At 63.9% G+C, this 21,611-nt stretch carries 18 protein-coding genes and 1 pseudogene; 12 read left to right on the forward strand and 7 right to left on the reverse strand.

The features are described 5' to 3' along the window. A pseudogene (locus MESS4_RS34715) lies at positions 1-113 on the forward strand (sugar kinase); the annotation flags it as partial. Here the strand turns inward: MESS4_RS34715 and MESS4_RS21380 are convergent. The 3 genes from MESS4_RS21380 to MESS4_RS21390 all read right to left on the reverse strand — a co-directional run bounded on the left by MESS4_RS21380 (position 110) and on the right by MESS4_RS21390 (position 3,806). After that, complete coding sequence (locus MESS4_RS21380) at positions 110-1,135, reverse strand: aldose epimerase family protein (RefSeq protein ID WP_006335399.1); 1,026 nt, start codon at positions 1,133-1,135, stop codon at positions 110-112. The pseudogene MESS4_RS34715 and the gene MESS4_RS21380 sit on opposite strands and share 4 nt — an antisense overlap. Positions 1,136-1,235: 100 nt before the next feature. Further along, the gene (locus MESS4_RS21385; RefSeq protein ID WP_006335400.1) at positions 1,236-2,693 is read right to left on the reverse strand and encodes an NAD-dependent succinate-semialdehyde dehydrogenase; all 1,458 of its coding nucleotides are present in this window, start codon (positions 2,691-2,693) and stop codon (positions 1,236-1,238) included. 162 nt (positions 2,694-2,855) lie between these two features. Further along, positions 2,856-3,806, reverse strand: a complete 951-nt coding sequence (locus MESS4_RS21390) for an AEC family transporter (protein WP_006335402.1) — start codon at positions 3,804-3,806, stop codon at positions 2,856-2,858. A gap of 175 nt (positions 3,807-3,981) precedes the next feature. On the opposite strand from MESS4_RS21390, the gene MESS4_RS21395 reads away from it, so the two are divergent. The 6 genes from MESS4_RS21395 to MESS4_RS21420 all read left to right on the forward strand — a co-directional run bounded on the left by MESS4_RS21395 (position 3,982) and on the right by MESS4_RS21420 (position 9,735). After that, complete coding sequence (locus tag MESS4_RS21395) at positions 3,982-4,530, forward strand: histidine phosphatase family protein (protein ID WP_006335404.1); 549 nt, start codon at positions 3,982-3,984, stop codon at positions 4,528-4,530. Between the two features lie 236 nt (positions 4,531-4,766). Beyond that, the gene (locus tag MESS4_RS21400; protein ID WP_006335407.1) at positions 4,767-5,048 is read left to right on the forward strand and encodes an acyl carrier protein; all 282 of its coding nucleotides are present in this window, start codon (positions 4,767-4,769) and stop codon (positions 5,046-5,048) included. A 118-nt stretch (positions 5,049-5,166) separates the two neighbouring features. Then, positions 5,167-6,357 carry a beta-ketoacyl-ACP synthase gene (locus MESS4_RS21405; RefSeq protein WP_006335409.1) on the forward strand — a complete coding sequence of 397 codons (1,191 nt, stop codon included), beginning with the start codon at positions 5,167-5,169 and terminating at the stop codon, positions 6,355-6,357. A 45-nt stretch (positions 6,358-6,402) separates the two neighbouring features. Next, entirely contained in the window at positions 6,403-7,674 is a 1,272-nt protein-coding gene (locus tag MESS4_RS21410; protein WP_006335411.1) for a beta-ketoacyl-ACP synthase, read from the forward strand. A 34-nt stretch (positions 7,675-7,708) separates the two neighbouring features. Continuing rightward, a complete protein-coding gene (locus tag MESS4_RS21415; RefSeq protein ID WP_006335413.1) occupies positions 7,709-8,737 on the forward strand; it encodes a zinc-binding dehydrogenase in 1,029 nt (342 codons plus the stop codon). A 2-nt stretch (positions 8,738-8,739) separates the two neighbouring features. Beyond that, positions 8,740-9,735 carry a lipid A biosynthesis lauroyl acyltransferase gene (locus tag MESS4_RS21420; RefSeq protein WP_006335415.1) on the forward strand — a complete coding sequence of 332 codons (996 nt, stop codon included), beginning with the start codon at positions 8,740-8,742 and terminating at the stop codon, positions 9,733-9,735. A 198-nt stretch (positions 9,736-9,933) separates the two neighbouring features. On the opposite strand, the gene MESS4_RS21425 is transcribed toward MESS4_RS21420, so the two are convergent. From MESS4_RS21425 to MESS4_RS21440, 4 genes are all read right to left on the reverse strand, one after another. Next, positions 9,934-10,713: an ATP-binding cassette domain-containing protein gene (locus MESS4_RS21425; RefSeq protein WP_006335417.1), complete on the reverse strand. Its 780-nt coding sequence runs from the start codon at positions 10,711-10,713 to the stop codon at positions 9,934-9,936. Next, positions 10,706-12,961, reverse strand: a complete 2,256-nt coding sequence (locus MESS4_RS21430) for a Permease of sugar ABC transporter (protein ID WP_006335419.1) — start codon at positions 12,959-12,961, stop codon at positions 10,706-10,708. The genes MESS4_RS21425 and MESS4_RS21430 overlap by 8 nt, the downstream gene beginning before the upstream one ends. Positions 12,962-13,039: 78 nt before the next feature. Then, on the reverse strand, positions 13,040-14,122 hold the full coding sequence (locus tag MESS4_RS21435; RefSeq protein ID WP_006335421.1) for a substrate-binding domain-containing protein: 1,083 nt from the start codon (positions 14,120-14,122) through the stop codon (positions 13,040-13,042). Between the two features lie 240 nt (positions 14,123-14,362). After that, positions 14,363-14,791 (reverse strand): L,D-transpeptidase, encoded by a 429-nt coding sequence (locus MESS4_RS21440; protein WP_006335425.1) that lies wholly within the window; start codon positions 14,789-14,791, stop codon positions 14,363-14,365. Positions 14,792-15,012: 221 nt separating this feature from the next. Here MESS4_RS21440 and MESS4_RS21445 point away from each other — a divergent pair, with 221 nt between their 5' ends. From MESS4_RS21445 to MESS4_RS21465, 5 genes are all read left to right on the forward strand, one after another. Then, complete coding sequence (locus MESS4_RS21445) at positions 15,013-16,293, forward strand: acetylornithine deacetylase/succinyl-diaminopimelate desuccinylase family protein (protein ID WP_006335427.1); 1,281 nt, start codon at positions 15,013-15,015, stop codon at positions 16,291-16,293. A gap of 156 nt (positions 16,294-16,449) precedes the next feature. Then, positions 16,450-17,928, forward strand: coding sequence for an ABC transporter substrate-binding protein (locus MESS4_RS21450; RefSeq protein ID WP_006335430.1), 1,479 nt, complete (start codon positions 16,450-16,452; stop codon positions 17,926-17,928). 223 nt (positions 17,929-18,151) lie between these two features. Further along, positions 18,152-19,099 carry an ABC transporter permease gene (locus MESS4_RS21455; protein WP_036241832.1) on the forward strand — a complete coding sequence of 316 codons (948 nt, stop codon included), beginning with the start codon at positions 18,152-18,154 and terminating at the stop codon, positions 19,097-19,099. After that, positions 19,096-19,965, forward strand: coding sequence for an ABC transporter permease (locus tag MESS4_RS21460; protein WP_006335434.1), 870 nt, complete (start codon positions 19,096-19,098; stop codon positions 19,963-19,965). Before MESS4_RS21455 ends, MESS4_RS21460 begins: the two co-directional genes overlap by 4 nt. Then, positions 19,962-21,605 carry a dipeptide ABC transporter ATP-binding protein gene (locus MESS4_RS21465; protein ID WP_006335436.1) on the forward strand — a complete coding sequence of 548 codons (1,644 nt, stop codon included), beginning with the start codon at positions 19,962-19,964 and terminating at the stop codon, positions 21,603-21,605. Before MESS4_RS21460 ends, MESS4_RS21465 begins: the two co-directional genes overlap by 4 nt. Positions 21,606-21,611: the final 6 nt, after the last annotated feature.

Consider the following 21,611-nt stretch of genomic DNA (forward strand, 5'->3'; position numbering starts at 1 on the left):
GCCACGCCCCGGCCGAGGCCGTGCTGCGCGCGCACCGCGTCGCCGCCGCCGTCGTCCAGGTGCGCGGCGCGCTGGCGCCGTTCGAAATCCTTCGAGCGGCATTTGACGGCTAAGGCAGCCGGAACCGGTATTCCGTCACCTGATGGTAGATCTGGCCCGGCCACAGCGTGGCCTGCGGGAAATACGGCCGGTTCGGCGCATCCGGCCAGACCTGGGCCTCCAGGCAGAAGCCTGAAAAAGCCTTGTAGTGGCGCCCGTCCAACCCTGAAGAAAACGGCTGCAGATACTGACCCGTATAGAGCTGGAGACCCGGCTCCGTGGTCCAGACCTCCATTTCGACACCGGAACTCGCACCTTGCGCCCAGGAAGCCTGCTTGAGCGGCCCGCGTGTCGGAGCGAGGCAGAAATTGAGGTCGTAGGGAAGCTGTTCGCCCTCGGTCTCCATGCGCAGCGGCCGCGCCTGGCGGAAGTCGAAGGGCGTGCCGTCGACGGGCTTCACCGTGCCGGTCGGGATCATCTCGCCGTCGACAGGCGTATAGGCGCCGGCATTCAGCATCAGCCGGTGGTCGAGGATGTCGCCGGCGCCGCCATCGTCGAGGTTGAAATAGGAATGCTGGGCGAGATTGCAGAGCGTCGGCTCTTCTGAGGTCGCGGTCATCTCGATGCTCAGCGTGCCCGGGATCTTCAGCCGGTAGGTGCAGGTCACGTCGAGCGCGCCGGGAAAGCCCATCGTGCCATCGGGATCATGCAACGTCAGCGTGACGAAATCCCTGCCATGCAGCGAGACCGTCCATGGCCGGTGGGAATAGCCTTCGGAGCCGCCATGCAGCGTATGCTTGTCGAGGAAGTTGCGCTCGCTCTGGTAGCGCTTTCCGGCGATGGTGAAGCGGCCGTCACGGATGCGGTTGGCAAAGCGCCCGACAACGGCGCCGAAGAAGGCCCTGTCCGTCTCATAGGGCTCGAAACGGTCATATCCCAGCACCAGCGGTGCGTCGTGCCCGGCCAGTCGCAGATCCTGGATTATGGCGCCGAGCCCGATGATGTTGGCGGTGAGGCCGCCGCCCCGAATGGTGAAGCGGCGGACCTGGTCGCCCGCCTGCGTCGTGCCGAAGACCTCGCCGTCCTTCATCGCCATGCCCGAAATGCCGGTTGGTTGATCGATGCCCGCCTGACCTTTCGGGCTTAGCGGGGTCCGTTGTGATCAACAGACCCCGAGGAAATCAGAGGTGAGCAAATCAGAGGCCGAGGCCGCCGATGCAGACATATTTGGTGTCGAGATAGTCCTCGATGCCCTGATGTCCGCCTTCCTTGCCGAGGCCCGATTCCTTGACGCCGCCGAACGGCGCTTCCGGCGTGGTGATGAGGCCTTCATTGACCCCGACCATGCCGTATTTCAGCTCTTCCATGACCCGGAAGGCGCGGCCGAGATCGCCGGTGTAGAAATAACAGGCCAAGCCGAATTCGGTGTCGTTGGCGAGTGCTATCGCCTCCCCTTCGGTTTCGAACTTGAACACCGGTGCCACCGGGCCGAAGATCTCCTCCTTCATGAAGCGCATCTTCGGCGTCGCATTGGCGATCACCGTCGGCTGGAAGAACGAGCCGCCAAGCGCATGGCGCTTGCCGCCGGCGACGATTTTGCCACCCTTGGCAGTGGCGTCGGCGATCAGCTCCTCGACCTTTTCCACGGCCTTCTCGTCAATCAGCGGCCCCTGCTGCACGCCGTCCTCGAGGCCGGAGCCGACCTTCAGCCCGTTGCTGGCGGCGGCGAGCTTTTCGACGAATTTGTCGTAGACTTTCGCCTGCACCAGGAAACGGTTGGTGCAAACGCAGGTCTGGCCGGAATTGCGGTATTTGGCGGTGATCGCGCCCGCGACGGCCCGCTCGATGTCGGCGTCGTCGAAGACGATGAACGGCGCATTGCCGCCGAGTTCCATCGACACTTTCTTGACGGTGACGGATGACTTCTGGATCAGGATCTTGCCGACTTCGGTCGAGCCGGTGAAGGTGATCTTCTTGACCAGCGGATTGGCGCAGATCTCGTCGCCGATCTCGCCGGCGGCACCGGTCAGGATGTTGATGACGCCCTTGGGGAAGCCGACTTCCTCGGCGAGCGCGCCCCAGGCGAGGCCGGAATAAGGCGTCTGCGAAGCGGGCTTGACCACCGCGGTGCAGCCGGCGGCAAGCGCCGGGCCAAGCTTGCGGGCCAGCATCGAGGACGGGAAATTCCACGGCGTGATGGCGGCGATGACGCCGACCGGCTCCTTGGTCACCAGGATGCGGCGATCCGCCCACGGCGACGGCACCACGTCGCCATAGGTGCGGCGGCCTTCTTCGGCGAACCACAATATGTAGGACGCGGCCGAGCCGATCTCGCCCTTCGATTCGAACAGCGACTTGCCCTGCTCGATGGTCAAGAGTTCGGCCAGCACGTCCTGATTGTCCATCATCGCGTCATGCAGCTTGCGCAGCAGCTTCGAGCGTTCCAGCGCGGTGGTCTTGCGCCAGGTCTTGAAGGCGGCGTCGGCGGCCTCGATGGCGCGGCGGGTCTCCACCTTGCCCGACTTCGGCACGGTGCCGATCTTGAGGCCGGTGGCGGGGTTGTTGACGTCGACCGTCTGGCCGCTGTCGGCCTGCACCCATTCGCCATTGATGAGATTGGCCTGGCGCATGAAATGGCTGGTTTTCTGAAGCATGGTGTAGCCTCCGTTCGGCGCACTGACGGGCCGGTCGCTGGATTTTCTTCGATGAGCGCACTTGACGGCATTGGTGCCGGTACGCTGGAGCCACTGCTCTTTACCTAGGGCAAGCCCCGCAATCAATCGCAAGATGGCATATAGGGTTTGGGCCAGCGAAAACTAGCCGAAAACCCAGACGACCACCGCCAGCCAGAAGGCCGTGGTGACGGCCGCACTGGCCGTGGCGATGGTCATCTGGTTCGACGCCAGCGCCTGTCCGGTGTTGAACTGCACGGCGATGAGATAGGAATTGATGCCGGACGGCAGTGCCGCCACCACGACCGCCACCTTGGCCGTCAACGGCGGCAGGCCAAGCAGCCAGACGAAGGCGAGAACCAGTGCCGGCATCAGGAACAGTTTCAGCGCCGACAGCGCCAGCGCCGGCCGGACATTGCCGGAAATGCCGAGACGGCGCAGGCTGAGCCCCATCGCGAACAACGCCACCGGTCCGGCGGTGTCGGCCAGCGCATCGACCAGCCGCATGGCAAATTCGGGCAACGGCGCAGCGCTGAGGCGCCACGCAAGCCCGGCCAGAATGCCGATGATCAGCGGGTTGAGGAACACTCTCCTCAGAAAGCCCCGGATGACGCGAAGCGGATGCACGGGCTCGCTGCCGCCACGGCCGAACATCTCGAACAGGACGATCGAGGCCATCATCATGACCGGCAGATGCACGGCGACGAGCAGCGACAGCACTTCGAACCCATCCGCCCCGAATATGCCGAGGATGAATGGGGCTCCGAGCAGGACGATATTGGAATAGGCTGACGATACACCGCCGACGATACCCGTGCGTGCGTCTCGCCCGAAGATCCGCGTGGTGACCAGATGACCGGCGGCCCAGGTGAGCGCAACCGCCGTGAAATAGGCGCACCACAGCGACCATGGCGCGGCACCATGGAAGTCGGATTTCACCATCGTCTGGAACAGCAAAGGCGGCAGCGCCACGTTGATGGCGAATTCGGCTATGCCCTCACCGCTTGCCGGCCTCAAATAACCAGTGAGCCCGGCGAGATAGCCGAGCGCGACAAGGCTGAAGACGAAGAGCACGGTTTCGGTGAGCGGAGACATTTCCCGTGATAGGCGAGCCCGCATTGCCGTGCAATCGCCTGTCCTCGGAAACAGTCCTTGATCTGGATAGCCAGGAAATGGGCCACCATGCCCTCGCTTGTCTTTCAGCCGGCTTTGCCATCCCTATATGCCGGTCACCGGGGCCTACCTCCGGCGACCGGGAAAAGGACGTCCGATGTTTCGATTTGCCCTGGCGCTGTTGCTGCTTGTCGTTCCCGTCGCAGCGCATGCGACGGAGGCCGGCTGGGCGCTGTTGCGCGACGGCGGCCATGTGGTGCTGCTTCGCCATGCCATGATCACCGGCACGACCGATCCGGCGAATTTCGACATCGCCAAATGCGCAACCCAGCTCAATCTCTCGGCGCGCGGCAAGCAGCAGGCCAGCAGGATCGGCGCGCTGCTTGGCGCCCGTGCGGCCCCCATCGAGCGCGTGCTGTCCAGTCGCTACTGCCGCTGCCTCGACACCGCCCGCATCGCTTTCGAAGCAGAGCCCGAGCCCTTCGCGCCACTTGATCTGCTGAAGACCGACGGAAACGAGAAAGCCGCCCAGCTTGCCGCGATCATGAACGAAATCCGAGGCTATTCCGGCTCCGACAATCTGGTCATGGTCACGCATCTGGAAAACATCGTCGCCCTCACCGGCGTCTCTCCGCGCGAAGGCGAAGCCGTGGTGGTCGAGCCGCAGGGCGACGGCCTGCGCGTGCTTGGCCGCGTCACATTCTGATAGGACACCCATCTTCGGCAACTGTTGCAAAAATGCCACTGATGGAGCTCGATGCTCTGGAGGCTGACGTGGCGTCAATGGAAGGGCCACCGGGCCAACCGGCGGCCCTTCTTGTCTTTTCCAGACCCGCATCCCATCTGCGCGCGGCGTATCAGGCCTTTTCCTGCCCGGAAAAACCGATTAGACAGCGCGCTGAACATGCGGACAGATTCCGCCCGCAACCGAAGGAAAAGCCCTTGTCCACCACGTTCGACAAAGTCGCCAAGATCATCGCCGACACCAGTGAGATCGATATCGACACGATCACCCCTGAAAGCCACACCATCGACGATCTCGGCATCGACAGCCTCGACTTCCTCGACATCGTCTTTGCCATCGACAAGGAATTCGGCATCAAGGTGCCGCTGGAAAAGTGGACACAAGAGGTCAATGACGGCAAGGCCTCGACCGACGATTACTTCGTCATGAAGAACCTGTGCGCCAAGATCGACGCACTGGTTGCGGCCAAGAACGCCTGATGGAGGCAGGGCGCGTGACCTTGACGCGCTTGGCGCATGACCCCGAAAATCGGCATCGATTTTCGGATAGGGATCATGCGCAAAATCAAAAGAAATCGCCTGACCCACAAAGCCGCTCATGAGCAGCCCCCGCGACGTCGTCATATCAGGCATCGGCCTTGTCTCTTCGCTGGGAGAAGGCCCGGATGCGCACTGGCAAAAGCTCGCCCAGCCGGGGCTCGAGCCGGTGCTGGAGGCCTCGCGCTTCGCGCCCTATACCGTTCATCCGCTGCCGGCGATCGACTGGAACCTGCAGATCGCCAAGCGCGGTGACCAGCGGCAGATGGAAACCTGGCAGCGGCTTGGCACCTACGCCGCGGGCCTGGCACTGGACGACGCCGGCATCAAGGGCAATGACGAACTTTGCGCAACCATGGACATGGTGGTGGCCGCCGGCGGCGGCGAGCGCGACGAGGCGGTCGATGCCGCCATCCTTGCCGCTTCGGAAAGCCGCAACGACCGCGACGTGCTGCTCAACGAGAAACTGACCACGGAACTACGCCCGACACTGTTCCTGGCGCAGCTTTCCAACCTGCTCGCCGGTAACATCTCGATCGTCCACAAGGTAACCGGCTCGTCGCGCACCTTCATGGGCGAGGAAGGCGCCGGCGTCGCCGCCGTCGAGACGGCGGCAGCCCGCATCCGCTCCGGCCAGTCGACGCATATTCTGGTCGGCGGCGCATTCCAGACCGAACATTCCGACATGCTGCTCGGCTATGAGCTGGCCGGTTACCTGCATCGCGGCGCCTGGAAGCCGGTCTGGCAAAGGCAAGGCGGCGAAGGCGGCGGCGTGGTGACTGGGTCCGGCGGCGCATTCCTGGTTCTGGAGCAACGCGAGCACGCAGTGAAGCGTGGGCGCAAGATCTACGCCGAACTCGGCCCGGTCGTATCCGGCCGCGCCAGGCGCCGGCGAGACGAGCTCGATGCCGAGATCGCCGCGCTGCTCAAGCAGGCTGCATTGCCGAACGGCGAGCTGCTTGCCGTCTCCGGTGCTTCGGGCGCCCATGCCGCGACCGCTGCCGAGAAATCGGCGCTCGATGCCAATCCGGCGCTGGCCATACGCGCGTTTTCGACGCTGACCGGCCATATGAAGGAAGCGCAATTCCCGTTCGCCGTGGCGCTTGCGGCACTCGCCGTCGACCGCAAGGCCGCCTATCCCGTTTTCGACGCCGCCAACGAGAAGCCGTTCAGCGGTATTCCCAGGACCGCGCTTGCAACGGCGATCGGCTATCACCAATTCGAGGGCATGGCGCTGGTCAACGCTGCTTGAGGCAGCGCTGCGCTACCATGCTGCAGAGATTAAGAGGGCTCCCCTATGGCCAATCTCAGAGATCACATGAACAGGCCGATCGTCGCCGTCACCGGCATCGGCGTGGTGACCTCGCTTGGCGTCGGCAAGGCCGACAATTGGGCGGCGCTCACGTCGGGCAAGTCGGGCATCCATCCGATCACCCGCTTTCCGGTCGATCATCTGAACACGCGCATTTCCGGCATGGTCGACTTCCTGCCGTCAAGTTCGAAGGGCGCCAGCCTCCTCACCTATGAACTGGCCGAAACCGCCGCACAGGAAGCGGTGGCCGAATCCGGTCTCGATGCAGTTGATTTCGGTGGACCGCTTTTCCTCGCCTCGCCGCCGGTCGAGCTCGACTGGAGCGAGCGCTTTTCGCTCTACAATTCCGACAGTGAGGATGCTGGCGCCGAAAGGCTGCTGCGCGTGGCGCGGGGCCTGAAGGAACTCGACATCTTCGAGACCACCCAGTTCGGTTCGATCGCCGACCGGCTGGCCGACCGTTTCGGCACCCGCGGCCTGCCGATCACGCTGTCGACGGCCTGCGCCTCCGGCGCCACGGCGATCCAGCTCGGCGTCGAGGCGATCCGTCGCGGCGAATGCGACAGGGCGCTGTCGATCGGCGCAGACGGCTCGGCGACCGCCGAGGCGCTGATCCGTTTTTCGCTGCTTTCGGCACTGTCCACCCACAACGACCTCCCCGAAAAGGCCTCAAAACCCTTTTCCAAGGATCGCGACGGTTTTGTCCTCGCCGAAGGTTCCGGCGCGCTGGTGCTGGAATCGCTGGAGGCCGCACTTGCCCGCGGTGCGACCATCCTCGGCATCCTGCGCGGTTGCGGTGAAAAGGCCGACGATTTCCATCGCACCCGCTCGAAGCCGGACGGTTCGCCGGCGATCGCCGCGGTCCGGGCCGCCCTTGCCGATGCCGGCTTGAGCGAAGACGAAATCGACTATGTCAACGCGCATGGCACCTCGACGCCGGAAAACGACAAGATGGAGCATCTATCGCTGTCGACCGTGTTCGGCGAGCGGATCGGCTCGATGCCGATCTCGTCGAACAAGTCGATGATCGGCCACACGCTGTCGGCGGCCGGCGCGGTCGAGGCCGCCTTTTCGCTGATGACCATGCGCGAAAGCGTTATTCCGCCGACCATCAACTACGACAATCCCGATCCGGCGATCGTGCTCGACGTGGTGCCGAACCAGAAGCGCAACGCCGAGGTTGGCACCGTTTTGTCCAACTCCTTCGGCTTCGGCGGCCAGAACACCTGCCTTGTCATGGCGCGGGAACCGGTCTAAGCGAGCGCTTTCCGCTCAACAGAACCGACAGCCCATGCGCGCATTGCAACTTATCGAGGACCGCCGCCTTGAAACGGTGGACCTGCCGCCGCCGCCGCCGCCTTCGCTCGGCGAAGTGACGCTGCGCATCAAGGCGGTGGCGCTGAACCACATCGACGTCTGGGGCTGGCGCGGCATGGCCTTCGCCAAGCGCAAGCTGCCGCTGGTCGTCGGCGCGGAAGCCTCCGGCGAGGTCGAGGCCGTCGGCCCTGGCGTCTCCAGCCTGGTGCCGGGGCAATTGGTGTCGATCTATGGCGCACGCACCTGCGGGCTTTGCCGCGCCTGCCGCGAAGGCCGTGACAATCTCTGCGAGCAGGTTTCCGGCGTTCACGGCTTCCATCTCGACGGCTTTGCGCAGGAGAAGATAAACCTGCCGGCGCGCCTGCTGGTCCCTGCCCCGCCCGGCGTGACCGACATCGGCGCGGCCGTTGCGCCCGTAACCTTCGGCACGGTCGAGCACATGCTGTTCGACAATGCCAGGCTGCAGCCCGGCGAGACGATCCTCATCCATGCCGGCGGCTCGGGCATCGGCTCCGCCGCGATCCAGCTTGCCAGGAAAATGGGCTGCACCGTTATCACCACGGTCGGTTCCAACAACAAGATCGACAAGGCCAAGGCGCTTGGCGCCGACCACGTCATCAACTATCGCGACGACCGTTTCGAAGGCGTCGTGCGCAAGCTGACCAAGAAGAAGGGCGTCGACGTCGTCTTCGAGCATGTCGGCGCCGACACCTTTGCCGCCTCGATGCTCTGCCTGAAGCGTGGCGGGCGCCTGGTGACCTGCGGCTCCACCTCCGGCGTGTCGACGCAGATCAATTTGATGCAATTGTTCCAGCAGCAGCTGAAACTGCTGGGCTCCTTCGGCTGCCGTATGGGGAACATGGCCGACGCCATGCAGAAAATGGCGGCGGGTCTCGTCGCGCCGGTCATCGACACCGAAGTCGGCTTCGACGGCATCGATGCGGCGCTGAAGCGCATGGAAGGCCGCGACGTGTTCGGCAAGATCATCCTGCGCGTCGGCTGAGAATGCTCGGCAAGGCCTTCAAGAAGCTCCGCCGCGACCTGGCGTTTCGCCACGGCAGGCGGCTTCGCCAGTTCAACTACTGGCTGGTAGCGCGCGCCGCGATGGCGATAATCTCGGTGCTGCGTCTGCTGCCGGTTGATAGCGCGCTCAATTTCGCCGACCGCGTCGCCCGCCGCATTGGTCCTTGGGTCGGACGCCACGACGTTGCCATCGACAATTTGCGCAAGGCCTATCCGGAAAAAAGCGAAGGGGAGATCCAGGCCATCGCCTCCGACATGTGGGGCAATATGGCGCGCCTGGCGGCGGAATACATCTTTCTCGACGCCTTGTTCGACTTTGATCCGGCGTCGGCGAAGCCGGGCCGTGTCGAGGTCAAGGGGGTAGACCATTTCGTTCAAATCGCCGGCGAGGAAAAGCCGCACATCATCTTCACCGGGCACCTTGGCAATTTTGAGCTGCTGCCGGTGGCTGCCGCCACGTTCGGCATGAACATCACGGCGCTGTTTCGCCCGCCCAACAACCCTTATCTTGCCGAATACATCCTCTCGACGCGCCGCTCGACCATGGGCTCCCTGCTGCCCTCGTCGACCGGCGCTTCATTCGCGCTGGCGGGCATCCTGGAGAAGGGCGGCAATATAGGCGTCCTCGTCGACCAGAAATTCTCGGGCGGGCTCGAAACGACCTTCTTCGGCCGCCCTTGCGAGAGCAACCGGATTCTGGCCACCTTGGCCCGGCACTATGATTGCGATGTCTATCCGGCGCGTTGCGTGCGCTTGCCGGGCAACCGCTTCCGGCTCGATATCGAGGACAGACTGACCTTGCCGCGCACTGCCGGCGGCAGTGTCGATGTCCAGGGCACCACCCAGCTTCTCAACGATGTCGTCGAGCGCTGGGTGCGCGAGGATCCCGGCCAGTGGATGTGGTTCCACAAAAGGTGGGAAATCAGCGGCCGTCGGAGAAAGCGTCAACAGGCGAGACAGCACGGCGAAGCCGCCTGAGCAGCAGCGGTAGACGCAACAATTGCCAGGTGACGGCAGTTATGCTATTGTTTTGGGCATGGTGCTGATTTGCGCCAACGACCCGCCCGCCGAGGCGGGTTTTTTCTGGCCATCGACCGCTCGACGGCCGCCAAGCAGCCTGGCCGGTCCTTGGCGCCGCCGCAGATGGCGTCGCCCCAATGGTGGGAATCTGATTGGTCAAAGCCTTGCCCCATCGGCCGTAAGTGCGTGCTCTCGCGTGCCGGAGACGATGATCTCCAGGACCTCATGCTCGTCGGTGTTCTTGATGTAGCGATCGCCGACATTCTCGCCGCGCTTCAGCACCATCACTCGGTCGCCCACGGCGAAGATGTCAACGAGGCGGTGGGAGATGATGATCTGGGCAACGCCCTGCTTTTTCAGTTCCAGCATGGTCTCGAGCAGCCGCTCGGTCGCCATCACCGAGAGATTGGCGGTCGGCTCGTCGAGGATCACCACGCGCGGCTGGAAGGAGATAGCGCGGGCAATCGCTACGGATTGCTGGCGGCCGCCCGACAGGCTCTCGACCTTTTGATAGACGGAGTTCACGTCGACCTTGAGCCGCTTCAGCACGCTGTCGGCTTCCGCGTACATTTTCCGCCGATTGACGAAAAGGCCCTTGCGCGGCCAACGGCCAAGAAAGATGTTCTGACCGACATCCATATTCCCGCAAAGAGCGAAATCCTGGTAGATCATCTCGATGCCGGCGTCGCGGCTTTCGTGCGGGCTCTTGAAGTGCACCGGCTGCCCGGCGACGAACACCTCGCCGGCGTCGCGCTGGTAGGCGCCGGTCAGGATCTTCATCAGCGTCGACTTGCCGGCCGAGTTGTCGCCGACGAGGCCCAGGATCTCGCCGGGATAGAGCACGAGGTCGACGTTGCGGAGCGCCTGCACCGCACCGAAGGCTTTTTCGATGCCCCGCATTTCTACGATCGGTGCAGGCGTGGTCGCGTCACGCATGGGTGGTTTCCGCCGTTCTCGTGCGTCGCGCAAGGCGCGCCCGCAGGCGGCCGAAGATGTTGGCCTGGCGCACCCAGATGTCGATCAGCACCGCCACGATCAGGATGCCGCCGATGAAGACGTTGATCCAGTGCTGCGGCATGGTGAAGCCCTGGACGTTGAGCTGCAGCAGCGCCCGGATCAGGGTGATCACCGCCGCCCCGGCGAGCGCCCCGATCACGGTGCCGTAGCCGCCGAAGATCGAGCCGCCGCCGATGATCACCGAGGCGATGGCGTCGAGCTCGCGGAACTGGCCGGCCACCGGGTTGAAGCTGCGGAAGTAGGCGATGTTGATAATCCCGGCCATTGTCGCGCAGAGCGCCGCCAGCATGAGCGCGAGGAACCGCACCCGGTTGGTGTTGATCCCGGCATAAGCGGCGGCGCGAATGTTGCCGCCGGTCGCATAGACCTTCTGCCCGAACGGCATGTAGGCGAGCACGACGCCGGCAAGGAGGGCGACGAACAGCATCCAGATGGTCTGGACGCTCACCACCTCGGCGATCGAGCGCACGAGCCCGTCCGGCAGCGAGATGCGGTAGTGCAGCAGGATGTCGTTCACCTTGCGGCCAAGCAGGTTGTAGCCCTCGGGCCAGCCGGTGAGCTGCTGCCCGGCGACGAACCAGGCGGCGAGGCCGCGGGCGATGTAGAACATGCCGAGCGTGGCGATGAAGGCCGGCAGCTTGAAGCCGACGGTGACGATCGCGTTGACGAGGCCGGCGCACATGCCCGCGAGCAGGCCCATCGCCACGGCGGTCACGGGGTCGGCGCCGAGGACTTTGAGGAAATAGGCGGCGGTGCTGCCGGCAAGGGCGAGCACTGCCCCGACGGAGAGGTCGATATCGCCGGCGGCGATGACGTAGGTGAGCCCGACGGTGATCAGCGCAAGCTCGGTGTAGTTGAGCAGGATCGCGAAGCTGTTGGACAGGTTCCACCAGTAGTCCGGCCGGAGCGCAAGGCCGGTCAGCCACAGAAGCGCGGTCAGGATGATGGCGAGCGCGTCGCGCCGGGCGAGGAACTTGCCGAACCCGGTGGCCGACAGCGCCATGTCGGTCGCCATCGCGCCCTTGGTCTGCACCCCCTCGATCGCGATACCGCCGATCTCGTAGGCCGGTGGCGGCGGCTGGCCGCGGAGCCAGGCCCAGAGGCGCCCTGCCACCTGGCGGCGGATGAGATAGGGCTCGATGAGCACCGCGACGATGAGCAGCAGCCCGAGGAACACCGGCACCGCGCCGACCGGCAGCGAGAAGACGGCGTTGACCGTGATCTCCTCGTCGCCGATCTTGATGATGCGCGTGATCGGCCAGCCCTCGCGCAACACCTTGTCGAGCAGCACCACCAGCAGGGCACCAAGGCAGGATCCAGCGACCCGGCCGCGGCCGCCGAGGATCGAGGCGCCGCCGATGATCACGGCGGCGATGACGGTCAGCTCGCCGCTGACGCCGTAGAGGGGCGTCACGCCCTTGTCCTGGGCCGCCGACAGCAGGCCGGCAAGCGCCGCGCAGAGCGATGAGATCAGGTAGGCCCGGATGCGCACCCAGTTGGTCGGGATGCCGGCATAGGACGCCGCCTGCTCGTTGCCGCCGGTGGCGAAGGTCTCGTAGCCCCAGCGGGTCTTGGCGAGCACATAGGCGCCGATCACGGCGACAATGGCGAAGATCGCGATCTGGTTGTTGAAGCCGAGGAGATTGGTCTCGCCGAGGTGAAAAAAAAGCGGATAACCGGTCGCCTTGGCGGGATAGTAGATCGACTGGCCGTGGGTCAGCGCCAGCACGAAGCCGCGGCCGATGAACAGGATGGTCAGCGTGGCGATGAACGCCGGCACCTTCAGGATGGTGACGAGCACGCCGTTGATCAGCCCGATCAGCGTGCCGAGCAGCAGGCAGAGGATCACCGAGGGGACGATGCCGAGATCGAGAAAGCTCGGGGCGAACAGCCTGGCGAAGACGACGGCGACCAGGCCGTAAGTGGAACCGACCGAAAGATCGAGGTCCTTGTTGACGATGACGAAGGTCACTCCGACCGCGATGATGGCAACCCGCGAGGTGTCGCGGAGTAGCGAGTGAAAGGCCCCTGTTGACCCGAAGAACGCGGGATTGACGAGAGCGCCGCCGAGATAGAGCAGCAAAAGCAAGGCAAGGAGGCCCACCTCCCAGCCGCCGACAATCTGGGACGGCGCACGGCCGAGCGATGTGGTCGCGGTGGGCGCCATGGGTCCCCCTCTGGTTGTTGCCGTCGCTGCGGGGGAGCTCGCGCCCTCCCGCACCGATTTTAGACGTTCCGAGCGGACTCAGTTCTCGAAGCGCTTGCCGACTTTCTCGACGGTCTCCTGCGTCACGAGTTGGGCGCGTGTGTCGAGGTTGGCTGCCGCGATGCCGCGATCGATCTGCAGATAGAGCTGCATGACCGGCCAGAAGCCCTGCAAGAAGGGCTGCTGCCCGAGCGCACCGGTCAGATCGCCGCTCTTCATCGCATCCTGCTGGGCCGGGCCGAGGTCGAAACCGTAGGCGCAGATCTTGCCGGTCATTCCGGTCTGAGCGACGGCCTTGGCAAGCGCCGGCGTGAACACGTTGTTGCCGGCGAACGCGCCAACGACGTCGCCGCGCGATTCGAACAGCGTCACGATGCCGTTCACCGGATCATTTGGATTGGTGTCGATACCGGTGTTCTCCGGACCCGCGTCGACCTTGAAGGCATCAAGCTTGCCGGCATCCCTCAAGCCCTTGACGATGGCGTTGAAAGCCGAAGTGACACGATTGTTCACCTCGATGTTGCCCATTGCGGTCGACGACGGCAGGACGATCGACCCCTTCTCGATACCCTTGTCCGCGAGGCACTTGACGAGCGCCTCGCCGGCGATTGCGGCAGCGGAGGCGTCCTGGCCGGTGTGGCCGATGCCGCTGCGGTTGAGGATCGTGCCGTCAAAGGAATTGGTTGTGGCGACCGGTATGCCCTTCGCCTCGGCGGCCTTGACGATGTCGTTGTAGGCGCCGACCTGGGGCGTTGTCATGATCAGCCCGTCGATCGTCGGATCCTGCACGATCTGGTTCAGGATTTCGATCTCGCGGGCAGGGTCGTCGGTCGGCGATTCCGAGCCGAGCAGCAGGATCTTGGCGCCGATCAGGTTGCCGGCGACGGTCGCGCCGACGTAGACCGGATCGAAGAAGCCATTGCCGGCAGTGTGTGTCACGATAGCGAAAGTTAGGCGACCATCGGCCGAATGGAAGTCCTTGGTACCGGGGGCTTCCTTTGCGGCCTCTTCGAAGCTGTAGCCGCCGACCGCCTTATCGACGCCGCCCGATTGTGCGTAGGCGTTCGATACGTCGAGCGATAACGCCGCGGCAAAAGCCGCGAGCACGAAAATGCGTTTCATGATTATCCTCCCTTGCAACCAACGGTCGGAAGCCGTTCGGGCGCATTTATTCAGGGATTCCGAATGCTTCCTCCCACCCCGTATATTCTGCCCAAAGCCTGCCCACGTAAATAGAGCTCCCACTTTCACCGACGAATTGGTTCAGAGCGGAAAGCCGGCGTCGCTTCACAGCCCATTCGACTTCTTGTAGGAGCCGCGAACCCTCGGCTTTCCGCTTCCTTCGCTTGCAGCCAGCCACAGCTAGTCGGTAACGACGATCCGCGTGTTGCGGAAGCCGGCTTGCCGCACCATGGAATAGAAGGTGGCAGCGTTGGCGGTGCGCAGCCGAACACAGCCATGCGACGCCGGGCGCCCTAGCTGCTTGACCGCGCCCGTGCCGTGGATGGCATAGCCGCCGCGAAAGAACACCGAATAAGGCATCGGCGACATGTCGTATTTGCGCGAGTACCACATCCGTTCCGTCCGCTGCGGCCGATAGCTGCCGCGTGGCGTGACATAACCTTTGCGGGCGGTGGATACGGTCCACCGATACACCGCCTGACCATGTCTTACCGTCATCCTCTGCGAAGATATGTCGATGTTTGCGACCAGTTTGGCTGCCTGGCCCTCGACTGAAGAACCAAACAGCATCGTTGCCAGAACCGCTGCCATGAGAACGGTCTTTTTCATGCGATCAAACCCCTTTGATTGCCCTGCCTGCTTGCCTTCACGCCATTATTCATCTTTTTAATGGCGCGTGAGCGAAATATCACACACTCCCTGACGAATTCACCAATCCAAAGCAGCGAATTTGAACGATTTCCCGCCATAGTTGCCGCAGCGATACGCAACTTTGGCGCGATCCGCCAACAGGCTTGCCAAATCGCGTGCTTCGTTGCTCAACTCGCCGGATGAACGAACGACTCCTGAAGGCGGTCGATGACCGGGTCGACGACCTGGTCGCGCTGACCGCCGACCTGATCCGCTTTCCAACTGTCAATCCGCCTGGCGAGGCCTATCGGCCATGCGCCGAATATATCGGCGCACGCCTGAAGAAGCGCGGTTTCGAGACCGAATTCATCCGCGCCGAAGGCACGCCCGGCGACACCGACCGCTATCCGCGCGTCAACGTCGTCGCCCGTTTTGACGGCCGCTCGGCCGGCGCCTGCGTGCATTTCAACTCGCATATCGATGTCGTCGAAGCCGGCGAAGGCTGGACCGTCGATCCGTTCGCCGGCGTCGTCAGGGATGGCAAGGTCTATGGCCGTGGCGCGTGCGACATGAAGGGCGGGCTTGCCGCCTCGATCATCGCCGCCGAGGCCTTCATGGAGGTCTTTCCCGATTTTCCCGGCGCAATCGAAATATCCGGCACGGCCGACGAGGAATCCGGCGGCTTCGGCGGCGTCGCCCATCTGGCGAAGCTCGGCTATTTCTCCGCGCCGAAGGTCGACCACGTCATCATCCCCGAGCCATTGAACAAGGATCGCATCTGCCTTGGCCACCGCGGTGTCTGGTGGGCCGAGATCGAGACCAAGGGCGAGATCGCGCATGGCTCGATGCCGTTCCTCGGCGACAATGCGGTGCGCCATATGGGCGCCGTGCTAAGGGCTTTCGAGGACGAGCTGTTTCCGGCGCTTGACCGCAAGATGACGCGCATGCCGGTCGTGCCCGAGGGGGCAAAACGCTCGACCATGAACATCAATTCGATCCATGGCGGCCAGACCGAGGATTTCCGGCCCGGCCTGCCCTCGCCCAACGTGCCGGATTCCTGCCGGCTGACCATCGACCGCCGCTTCCTGCTCGAAGAGGATTTGGGCACGGTCAAAAGCGAGGTCACTGATATCCTCGAGCGGCTGAAGCGCGATCGCAAGAAATTCGACTACGAGATCCGGGACCTCATGGAGGTGCTGCCGCTGATGACCGAGCGCGACGCGCCGGTGGTCAAGGCGGTGGCGCAAGGCATCATGGAGATTTTCGACCGCGAGCCCGACTACGTGATTTCGCCCGGCACCTACGACCAGAAGCACATTGCCCGCATCGGCCATATCTACGACTGCATCGCCTATGGTCCAGGCATTCTCGACCTCGCTCATCGGCCCGACGAATGGGTCGGGATATCAGACATGGTGGAATCGGCGAAGGTGATGGCGATCGGGCTCAATGTGCTGCTGAGAGGTACCGTCGCCGGGTAGCGACCGGGTGCGCCAATTGATTGAGCATGCAGTTCGGAGAAAAACATTCCTCCCGGCACTGCCGGACAGCATGAAACGCGATTTACTCCTCGGCGAAATCACGCTTCTATCCGCCGGGTTTTTTGAGCACATTCGAGCCTATGGGGAGTTTGCGCGATGAAATTGTGGAAAACCATTCTGGCCGCCGCGGCGCTGGCACTGGCCGCTGGCGCTTCTGCGTTTGCCGCGCGAACCGACCTCGTCATCGGCATTCCGCTCGAACCGCCGCATCTCGATCCGACCGCGGGCGCCGCGGCGGCGATCGACGAAGTGCTCTACGCCAATGTGTTCGAGGGCCTGACCCGCATCGGCCCGAATGGCGAGGTGCTGCCCGACCTCGCCGAAAGCTGGACCATTTCCGATGACGGCAAGGTCTACACCTTCAAGCTGCATAGCGGCGTGAAATTCCACGACGGCACCGACTTCAACGCCGACGACGTGAAATTCTCGCTCGACCGCGCCCGCGCCGACACCTCCGTCAACGCGCAAAAGGGCCTGTTCGCCGCCATCGATACGGTCGAGGTCGTCGATCCGGCGACAGTGAAGATCACGCTGAAGAACCCGCAAGGCTCCTTCCTCTACAATATGGGCTGGGGCGACGCGGTCATCGTCGCGCCTGAGACAGCCGACACCAACAGGGAAAAACCCATCGGCACCGGTCCGTTCAAATTCCAGAGCTGGGCCAAGGGCTCGTCGATCACGCTGGTGAAGTCCGACACCTACTGGGGCGCCCCGGTGTCCCTCGACAAGGCCGAGTTCCGCATCGTCCCCGATGCCGCCGCCGCGATACCGGCGCTGCTTTCCGGCGACGTCCAGGCCATTCCTTTCCTCGATCCCGACAGCGCCGCGCAGATCAAGGACGATCCCCGCTTCAAGGTGGTGATCGGCGCCACCGAGGGCGAAACCATCCTGTCCATCAACAACAAGAAACCGCCTTTCGACAGACCGCAGGTCAGGCAGGCGATTTCCTATGCGCTCGACCGCAAGGCGATCATCGACGGCGCCTCGGCCGGCCTCGGCGTGCCGATCGGCTCGCATATGTCGCCGGCCAGCAAGGACTATGTCAACCTCACCGGCCGCTATCCGCACGATGTGGCCAAGGCCAGGGAATTATTGAAGGAAGCCGGCTTCGAGAACGGCATCAAGGCGACGCTGAAACTGCCGCCACCTTCCTATGCGCGGCTTGGCGGCGAGATCATCGCCTCCGAGCTTCGCGATGTCGGCATCGATCTGGAGATCATTCCGGTCGAATGGGCGCAGTGGCTGGACCAGGTGTTCACCAAGAAGGATTACGACCTGACCATCGTCTCCCACACCGAGCCCAACGATATCGATATCTATTCGCGCAAGGATTATTACTTCAATTACGACAACCCGGCCTTCGACAAGATCATCGCCGATTTGAACCTCACCTCCGACGAGGCCAGGCGCAAGGAGCTGCTCGGGCAGGCGCAGAAGATACTGGCCGACGACGCCGTGGTCGGCTTCCTCTACGAACTGCCGAAGGTCGGCGTCTGGGACGCCAAGCTGCAAGGCCTGTGGGAAAACGCACCGATCCAGGCCAACGACCTGACCAAGGTGAAGTGGACGGATTGAAAGAGGGGAACTTGCGCTCCGTCCCACCCCCCTCTGCCCTGCCGGGCATCTCCCCCGCAAGGGGGGAGATTGCGCGCTCAGCCGCTTTCGCCAATCCTGAACGTGGCAGAAGAGGCGTGCCGCCGAAGCTGCCGATCTCCCCCCTTGCGGGGGAGATGTCCGGCAGGACAGAGGGGGGTGGGCGGGAATGCAATCTCTACTCGGTCGCCGCACCGGGCAGAACATGACCGCCTATCTCCTCAAACGCCTCATCATCGCCGTCCTCACGCTGGTCCTGGCCTCCATGGTGGTCTTCGCGGTGCTGGAGATCATTCCGGGCGACCCGGCGCGGCTGATGCTGGGCATGAATGCCAGCGCCGACCAGGTCGAGTTGCTGCGCAACCAGATGGGCCTCAACGCCCCCCTCGCTTTGCGTTACCTGCACTGGGCCAGCGGCTTGCTGAGCCTCGATTTCGGCCGTTCCTACACCTATTCGGTGCCGGTCATCGATCTTGTCCGCGAGCGCGTCGTCGTCTCGCTGCCGCTGGCGCTGATCGCGCTGGCGCTGTCCACCCTCATTGCCATTCCGGTCGGACTGTTTTCCGCCGGCCGGCACGGAAGGGCCGGTGACACGATTGCGATGGGCGCCGCGCAGCTCGGCGTCGCCGTGCCGAACTTCTGGTTCGCGCTGATGCTGATTTACCTCTTTGCCGTCTGGCTGCGGCTGGTGCCGGCGGGCGGCTTTCCTGGCTGGGGCGCCGGCGTCTGGCCGGCGCTGAAATCGCTGTTCCTGCCGGCGATCGCGCTCGCCCTGCCGCAGGCGGCGATCCTTGCCCGCGTCACCCGCTCGGCCCTGATCGAAGTGCTGAACGAGGACTACATCCGCACCGCCCGCGCCAAGGGCCTGCCCTATCGCACTGTCTTGTGGCGGCACGCGCTGCGCAATGCCATGATCCCGGTGCTGACCATTCTCGGCCTGCAGTTCGCCTTTCTGCTTGCCGGCACCATCATCATCGAGAACGTCTTTTATCTCCCCGGCCTCGGCCGGCTGGTGTTCCAGGCGATCACCCAGCGCGACCTGATCGTCGTCGAAAGCGTCGTCATGCTGCTGGTCGCCGCCGTCATCGCCGTCAACCTGCTTGTCGATCTCTCCTATGCGGTCGTCGATCCGCGCCTGAGAAGCCGGCAATGACGCTACGCTTCGACATCCCCGAAGAGAACCTTGCCAGCATTCTGGCCAAGGCGTTTGGGAATCGATCGTTCCTCGCCGGATTCATCATCACCGCACTGGTGGCGGCGGTCGCGATCGTCTCGTTCTTCTGGACCCCATATGACGTCACCAGGCTGATCATCGCCGACAAGACGCAAAGCCCGTCGCCGGCGCACTGGTTCGGTACCGACCATTTCGGCCGCGACATCCTGTCGATGATCATGGTCGGTGCACGTAACTCGATTGCCGTGGCGCTGGTGGCGGTCGGCATCGGCATGGGTGTCGGCGTGCCGCTCGGCGCCTTTGCCGCGGCACGCGGCGGTCTCGTCGACGAAGCGCTGATGCGGCTCAACGATCTCGTCTTTGCCTTCCCCGCCTTGCTCTCGGCGATCATGATCACAGCCATCTTCGGGCCGGGTGCGGTCAACGCCATCATCGCCATTGGCATCTTCAATATCCCGGTCTTCGCGCGCGTTGCACGGGCTGGCGCGCTGGCGATCTGGCCGCGCGAATTCATCCTCGCCGCGCGCGCCGCCGGCAAGAGCAGGACGCTGATCACGCTGGAACATGTGCTGCCCAACATCGTCACTTTGCTGCTGGTGCAAGGCACCATCCAGTTTGCGCTGGGCATCCTGGCCGAAGCCGGACTTTCCTATGTCGGGCTGGGCACGCAGCCGCCGATGCCGAGCTGGGGGCGGATGCTGTTCGATGCGCAGACCCGCATGGTGGTGGCGCCATGGATGGCGCTGTTTCCGGGCATGGCGATCGTCGTCACCGTGCTTGGCCTGAACCTGCTCGGCGACGGCATCGCCGACATCCTCGATCCGAAATCGCGGCGGCAGCGATGAGCCTGCTCGAGATCGAGAACCTGTCGCTGACCATCGGCGGAACGCGGATCCTGAGGGATATCGAGCTTTCCGTCGCACCCGGCGAGGTGATGGGGCTGGTCGGCGAATCCGGCTCCGGCAAATCGATGACGGCGCTCACCGTGATGCAGCTCCTGCCCTGGGCAGCCCGCGCCACGGGGCGCGTGACCTTCGACGGCATCGACATCCTCTCGGCAACCGAAGACCAGATGTGCGCGCTGCGTGGCGACGACATCGGCATGGTTTTCCAGGAGCCGATGACGGCGCTCAATCCGGTCAAGACCATTGGCGAGCAGGTCGCGGAAGGCATACGCTGGCACACGAAAGCCAGCCGGGCGGAGGCCGAGGAACGCGCGCGAAAAATGCTCGACCGGGTCGGTCTGCCGGCGGCGCAATTCCCGCTGTCGCGCTATCCGCACGAACTGTCCGGCGGCCAGCGCCAGCGCGTCGTGATCGCCATCGCCTGCGCGCTGAAGCCGAAACTCTTGATCGCCGACGAGCCGACGACAGCGCTCGACGTGGTTCTTCAGGCGCAGATCCTCGATCTTTTGCGCGATCTGGTCGCGGAAAACCGCATGGGCTTGCTCCTCATCTCGCACGATCTCGCGGTGGTGACCGAAATGGCGGACCGCATCACCATCCTGCGCCATGGCGAGGTGATGGAGGCCGGCGACACCGCCCGCACGCTGTCCGAGCAGCTCCACCCCTACACGCGCCAGTTGGCGCAAGCCTCGATGCATGTACCCGCGCGCGCCAGAGCACATGAGGCCGGCCAAGGCAAACCTCTGCTTCAGGTAGCCAAACCTCTTCTTCAGGTAGAACGGGTGACGCGGGACTATCCCGGGCGGCGCATATCGCTGTTCAAGCGCAGCGCCCCGATCCGTGCGGTTAATGACGTATCTTTCTCGATGGCGCCTGGTCAGTCGGTGGCGCTGGTCGGGCGTTCCGGCTGCGGCAAGTCCACGCTTGCCCGCATGGTCCTGGCGCTGGACGAGCCGACATCGGGAACAATCCGGTTTCGCGGGCAGACCATCACCGGCAAGAGCGAGGCGGACCTAAAACCGGCGCGGCGCGACATGCAGGTGGTGTTCCAGGACCCTTACGGCTCTTTCGACCCACGCCAGAAGGTGGAAAAACTGGTCGCCGAACCGCTGCATGTCCTGGAGAAGAAGCCGACGAATGCCGAACGGCGCCAGATGGTGGCCAATGCGCTGCACGAAGTCGGCCTGTCGCCGGACGACATGGACAAGTATCCGCACGAATTTTCTGGCGGCCAGCGCCAGCGCCTGTCGATCGCCCGCGCCATCATTACCCGCCCGAAACTGGTCGTCGCCGACGAGCCGGTCTCGGCGCTCGATGTCTCGATCCGCGCCCAGATCCTCGACCTGTTCGCCGAGCTCAACCAGAAACTCGGCATCGCCTATCTGTTCATCACCCACGATCTGACCGTCGCCCGCGCCATCACCGAAGCGGTGATGGTCATGCATGAGGGAAAGATCGTCGAGCGCGGCAGGACGAACGAAGTTCTCGACCACCCGCGGTCCGAAGCGGCCAGGGCGTTGGTCACCGCGGCTCCCGATTTGCACCGGGCGATCGCACGGCGGTTGCAGGAACAGGGGTGAGCGTCC

Source organism: Mesorhizobium sp. STM 4661, assembly GCF_000359125.1.
Classification (GTDB): domain Bacteria; phylum Pseudomonadota; class Alphaproteobacteria; order Rhizobiales; family Rhizobiaceae; genus Mesorhizobium.

Coding starts and splice junctions, on each gene's coding strand:
- MESS4_RS21390 (WP_006335402.1), bottom strand. CDS start 3,806: ATGTCTCCGCTCACCGAAACCGTGCTCTTCGTCTTCAGCCTTGTCGCG.
- MESS4_RS21435 (WP_006335421.1), bottom strand. CDS start 14,122: ATGAAACGCATTTTCGTGCTCGCGGCTTTTGCCGCGGCGTTATCGCTC.
- MESS4_RS21450 (WP_006335430.1), top strand. CDS start 16,450: ATGAAATTGTGGAAAACCATTCTGGCCGCCGCGGCGCTGGCACTGGCC.
- MESS4_RS21445 (WP_006335427.1), top strand. CDS start 15,013: ATGAACGAACGACTCCTGAAGGCGGTCGATGACCGGGTCGACGACCTG.
- MESS4_RS21395 (WP_006335404.1), top strand. CDS start 3,982: ATGTTTCGATTTGCCCTGGCGCTGTTGCTGCTTGTCGTTCCCGTCGCA.
- MESS4_RS21415 (WP_006335413.1), top strand. CDS start 7,709: ATGCGCGCATTGCAACTTATCGAGGACCGCCGCCTTGAAACGGTGGAC.
- MESS4_RS21380 (WP_006335399.1), bottom strand. CDS start 1,135: ATGGCGATGAAGGACGGCGAGGTCTTCGGCACGACGCAGGCGGGCGAC.
- MESS4_RS21440 (WP_006335425.1), bottom strand. CDS start 14,791: ATGAAAAAGACCGTTCTCATGGCAGCGGTTCTGGCAACGATGCTGTTT.
- MESS4_RS21410 (WP_006335411.1), top strand. CDS start 6,403: ATGGCCAATCTCAGAGATCACATGAACAGGCCGATCGTCGCCGTCACC.
- MESS4_RS21455 (WP_036241832.1), top strand. CDS start 18,152: ATGACCGCCTATCTCCTCAAACGCCTCATCATCGCCGTCCTCACGCTG.
- MESS4_RS21425 (WP_006335417.1), bottom strand. CDS start 10,713: ATGCGTGACGCGACCACGCCTGCACCGATCGTAGAAATGCGGGGCATC.
- MESS4_RS21385 (WP_006335400.1), bottom strand. CDS start 2,693: ATGCTTCAGAAAACCAGCCATTTCATGCGCCAGGCCAATCTCATCAAT.
- MESS4_RS21420 (WP_006335415.1), top strand. CDS start 8,740: ATGCTCGGCAAGGCCTTCAAGAAGCTCCGCCGCGACCTGGCGTTTCGC.
- MESS4_RS21465 (WP_006335436.1), top strand. CDS start 19,962: ATGAGCCTGCTCGAGATCGAGAACCTGTCGCTGACCATCGGCGGAACG.
- MESS4_RS21430 (WP_006335419.1), bottom strand. CDS start 12,961: ATGGCGCCCACCGCGACCACATCGCTCGGCCGTGCGCCGTCCCAGATT.
- MESS4_RS21405 (WP_006335409.1), top strand. CDS start 5,167: ATGAGCAGCCCCCGCGACGTCGTCATATCAGGCATCGGCCTTGTCTCT.
- MESS4_RS21460 (WP_006335434.1), top strand. CDS start 19,096: ATGACGCTACGCTTCGACATCCCCGAAGAGAACCTTGCCAGCATTCTG.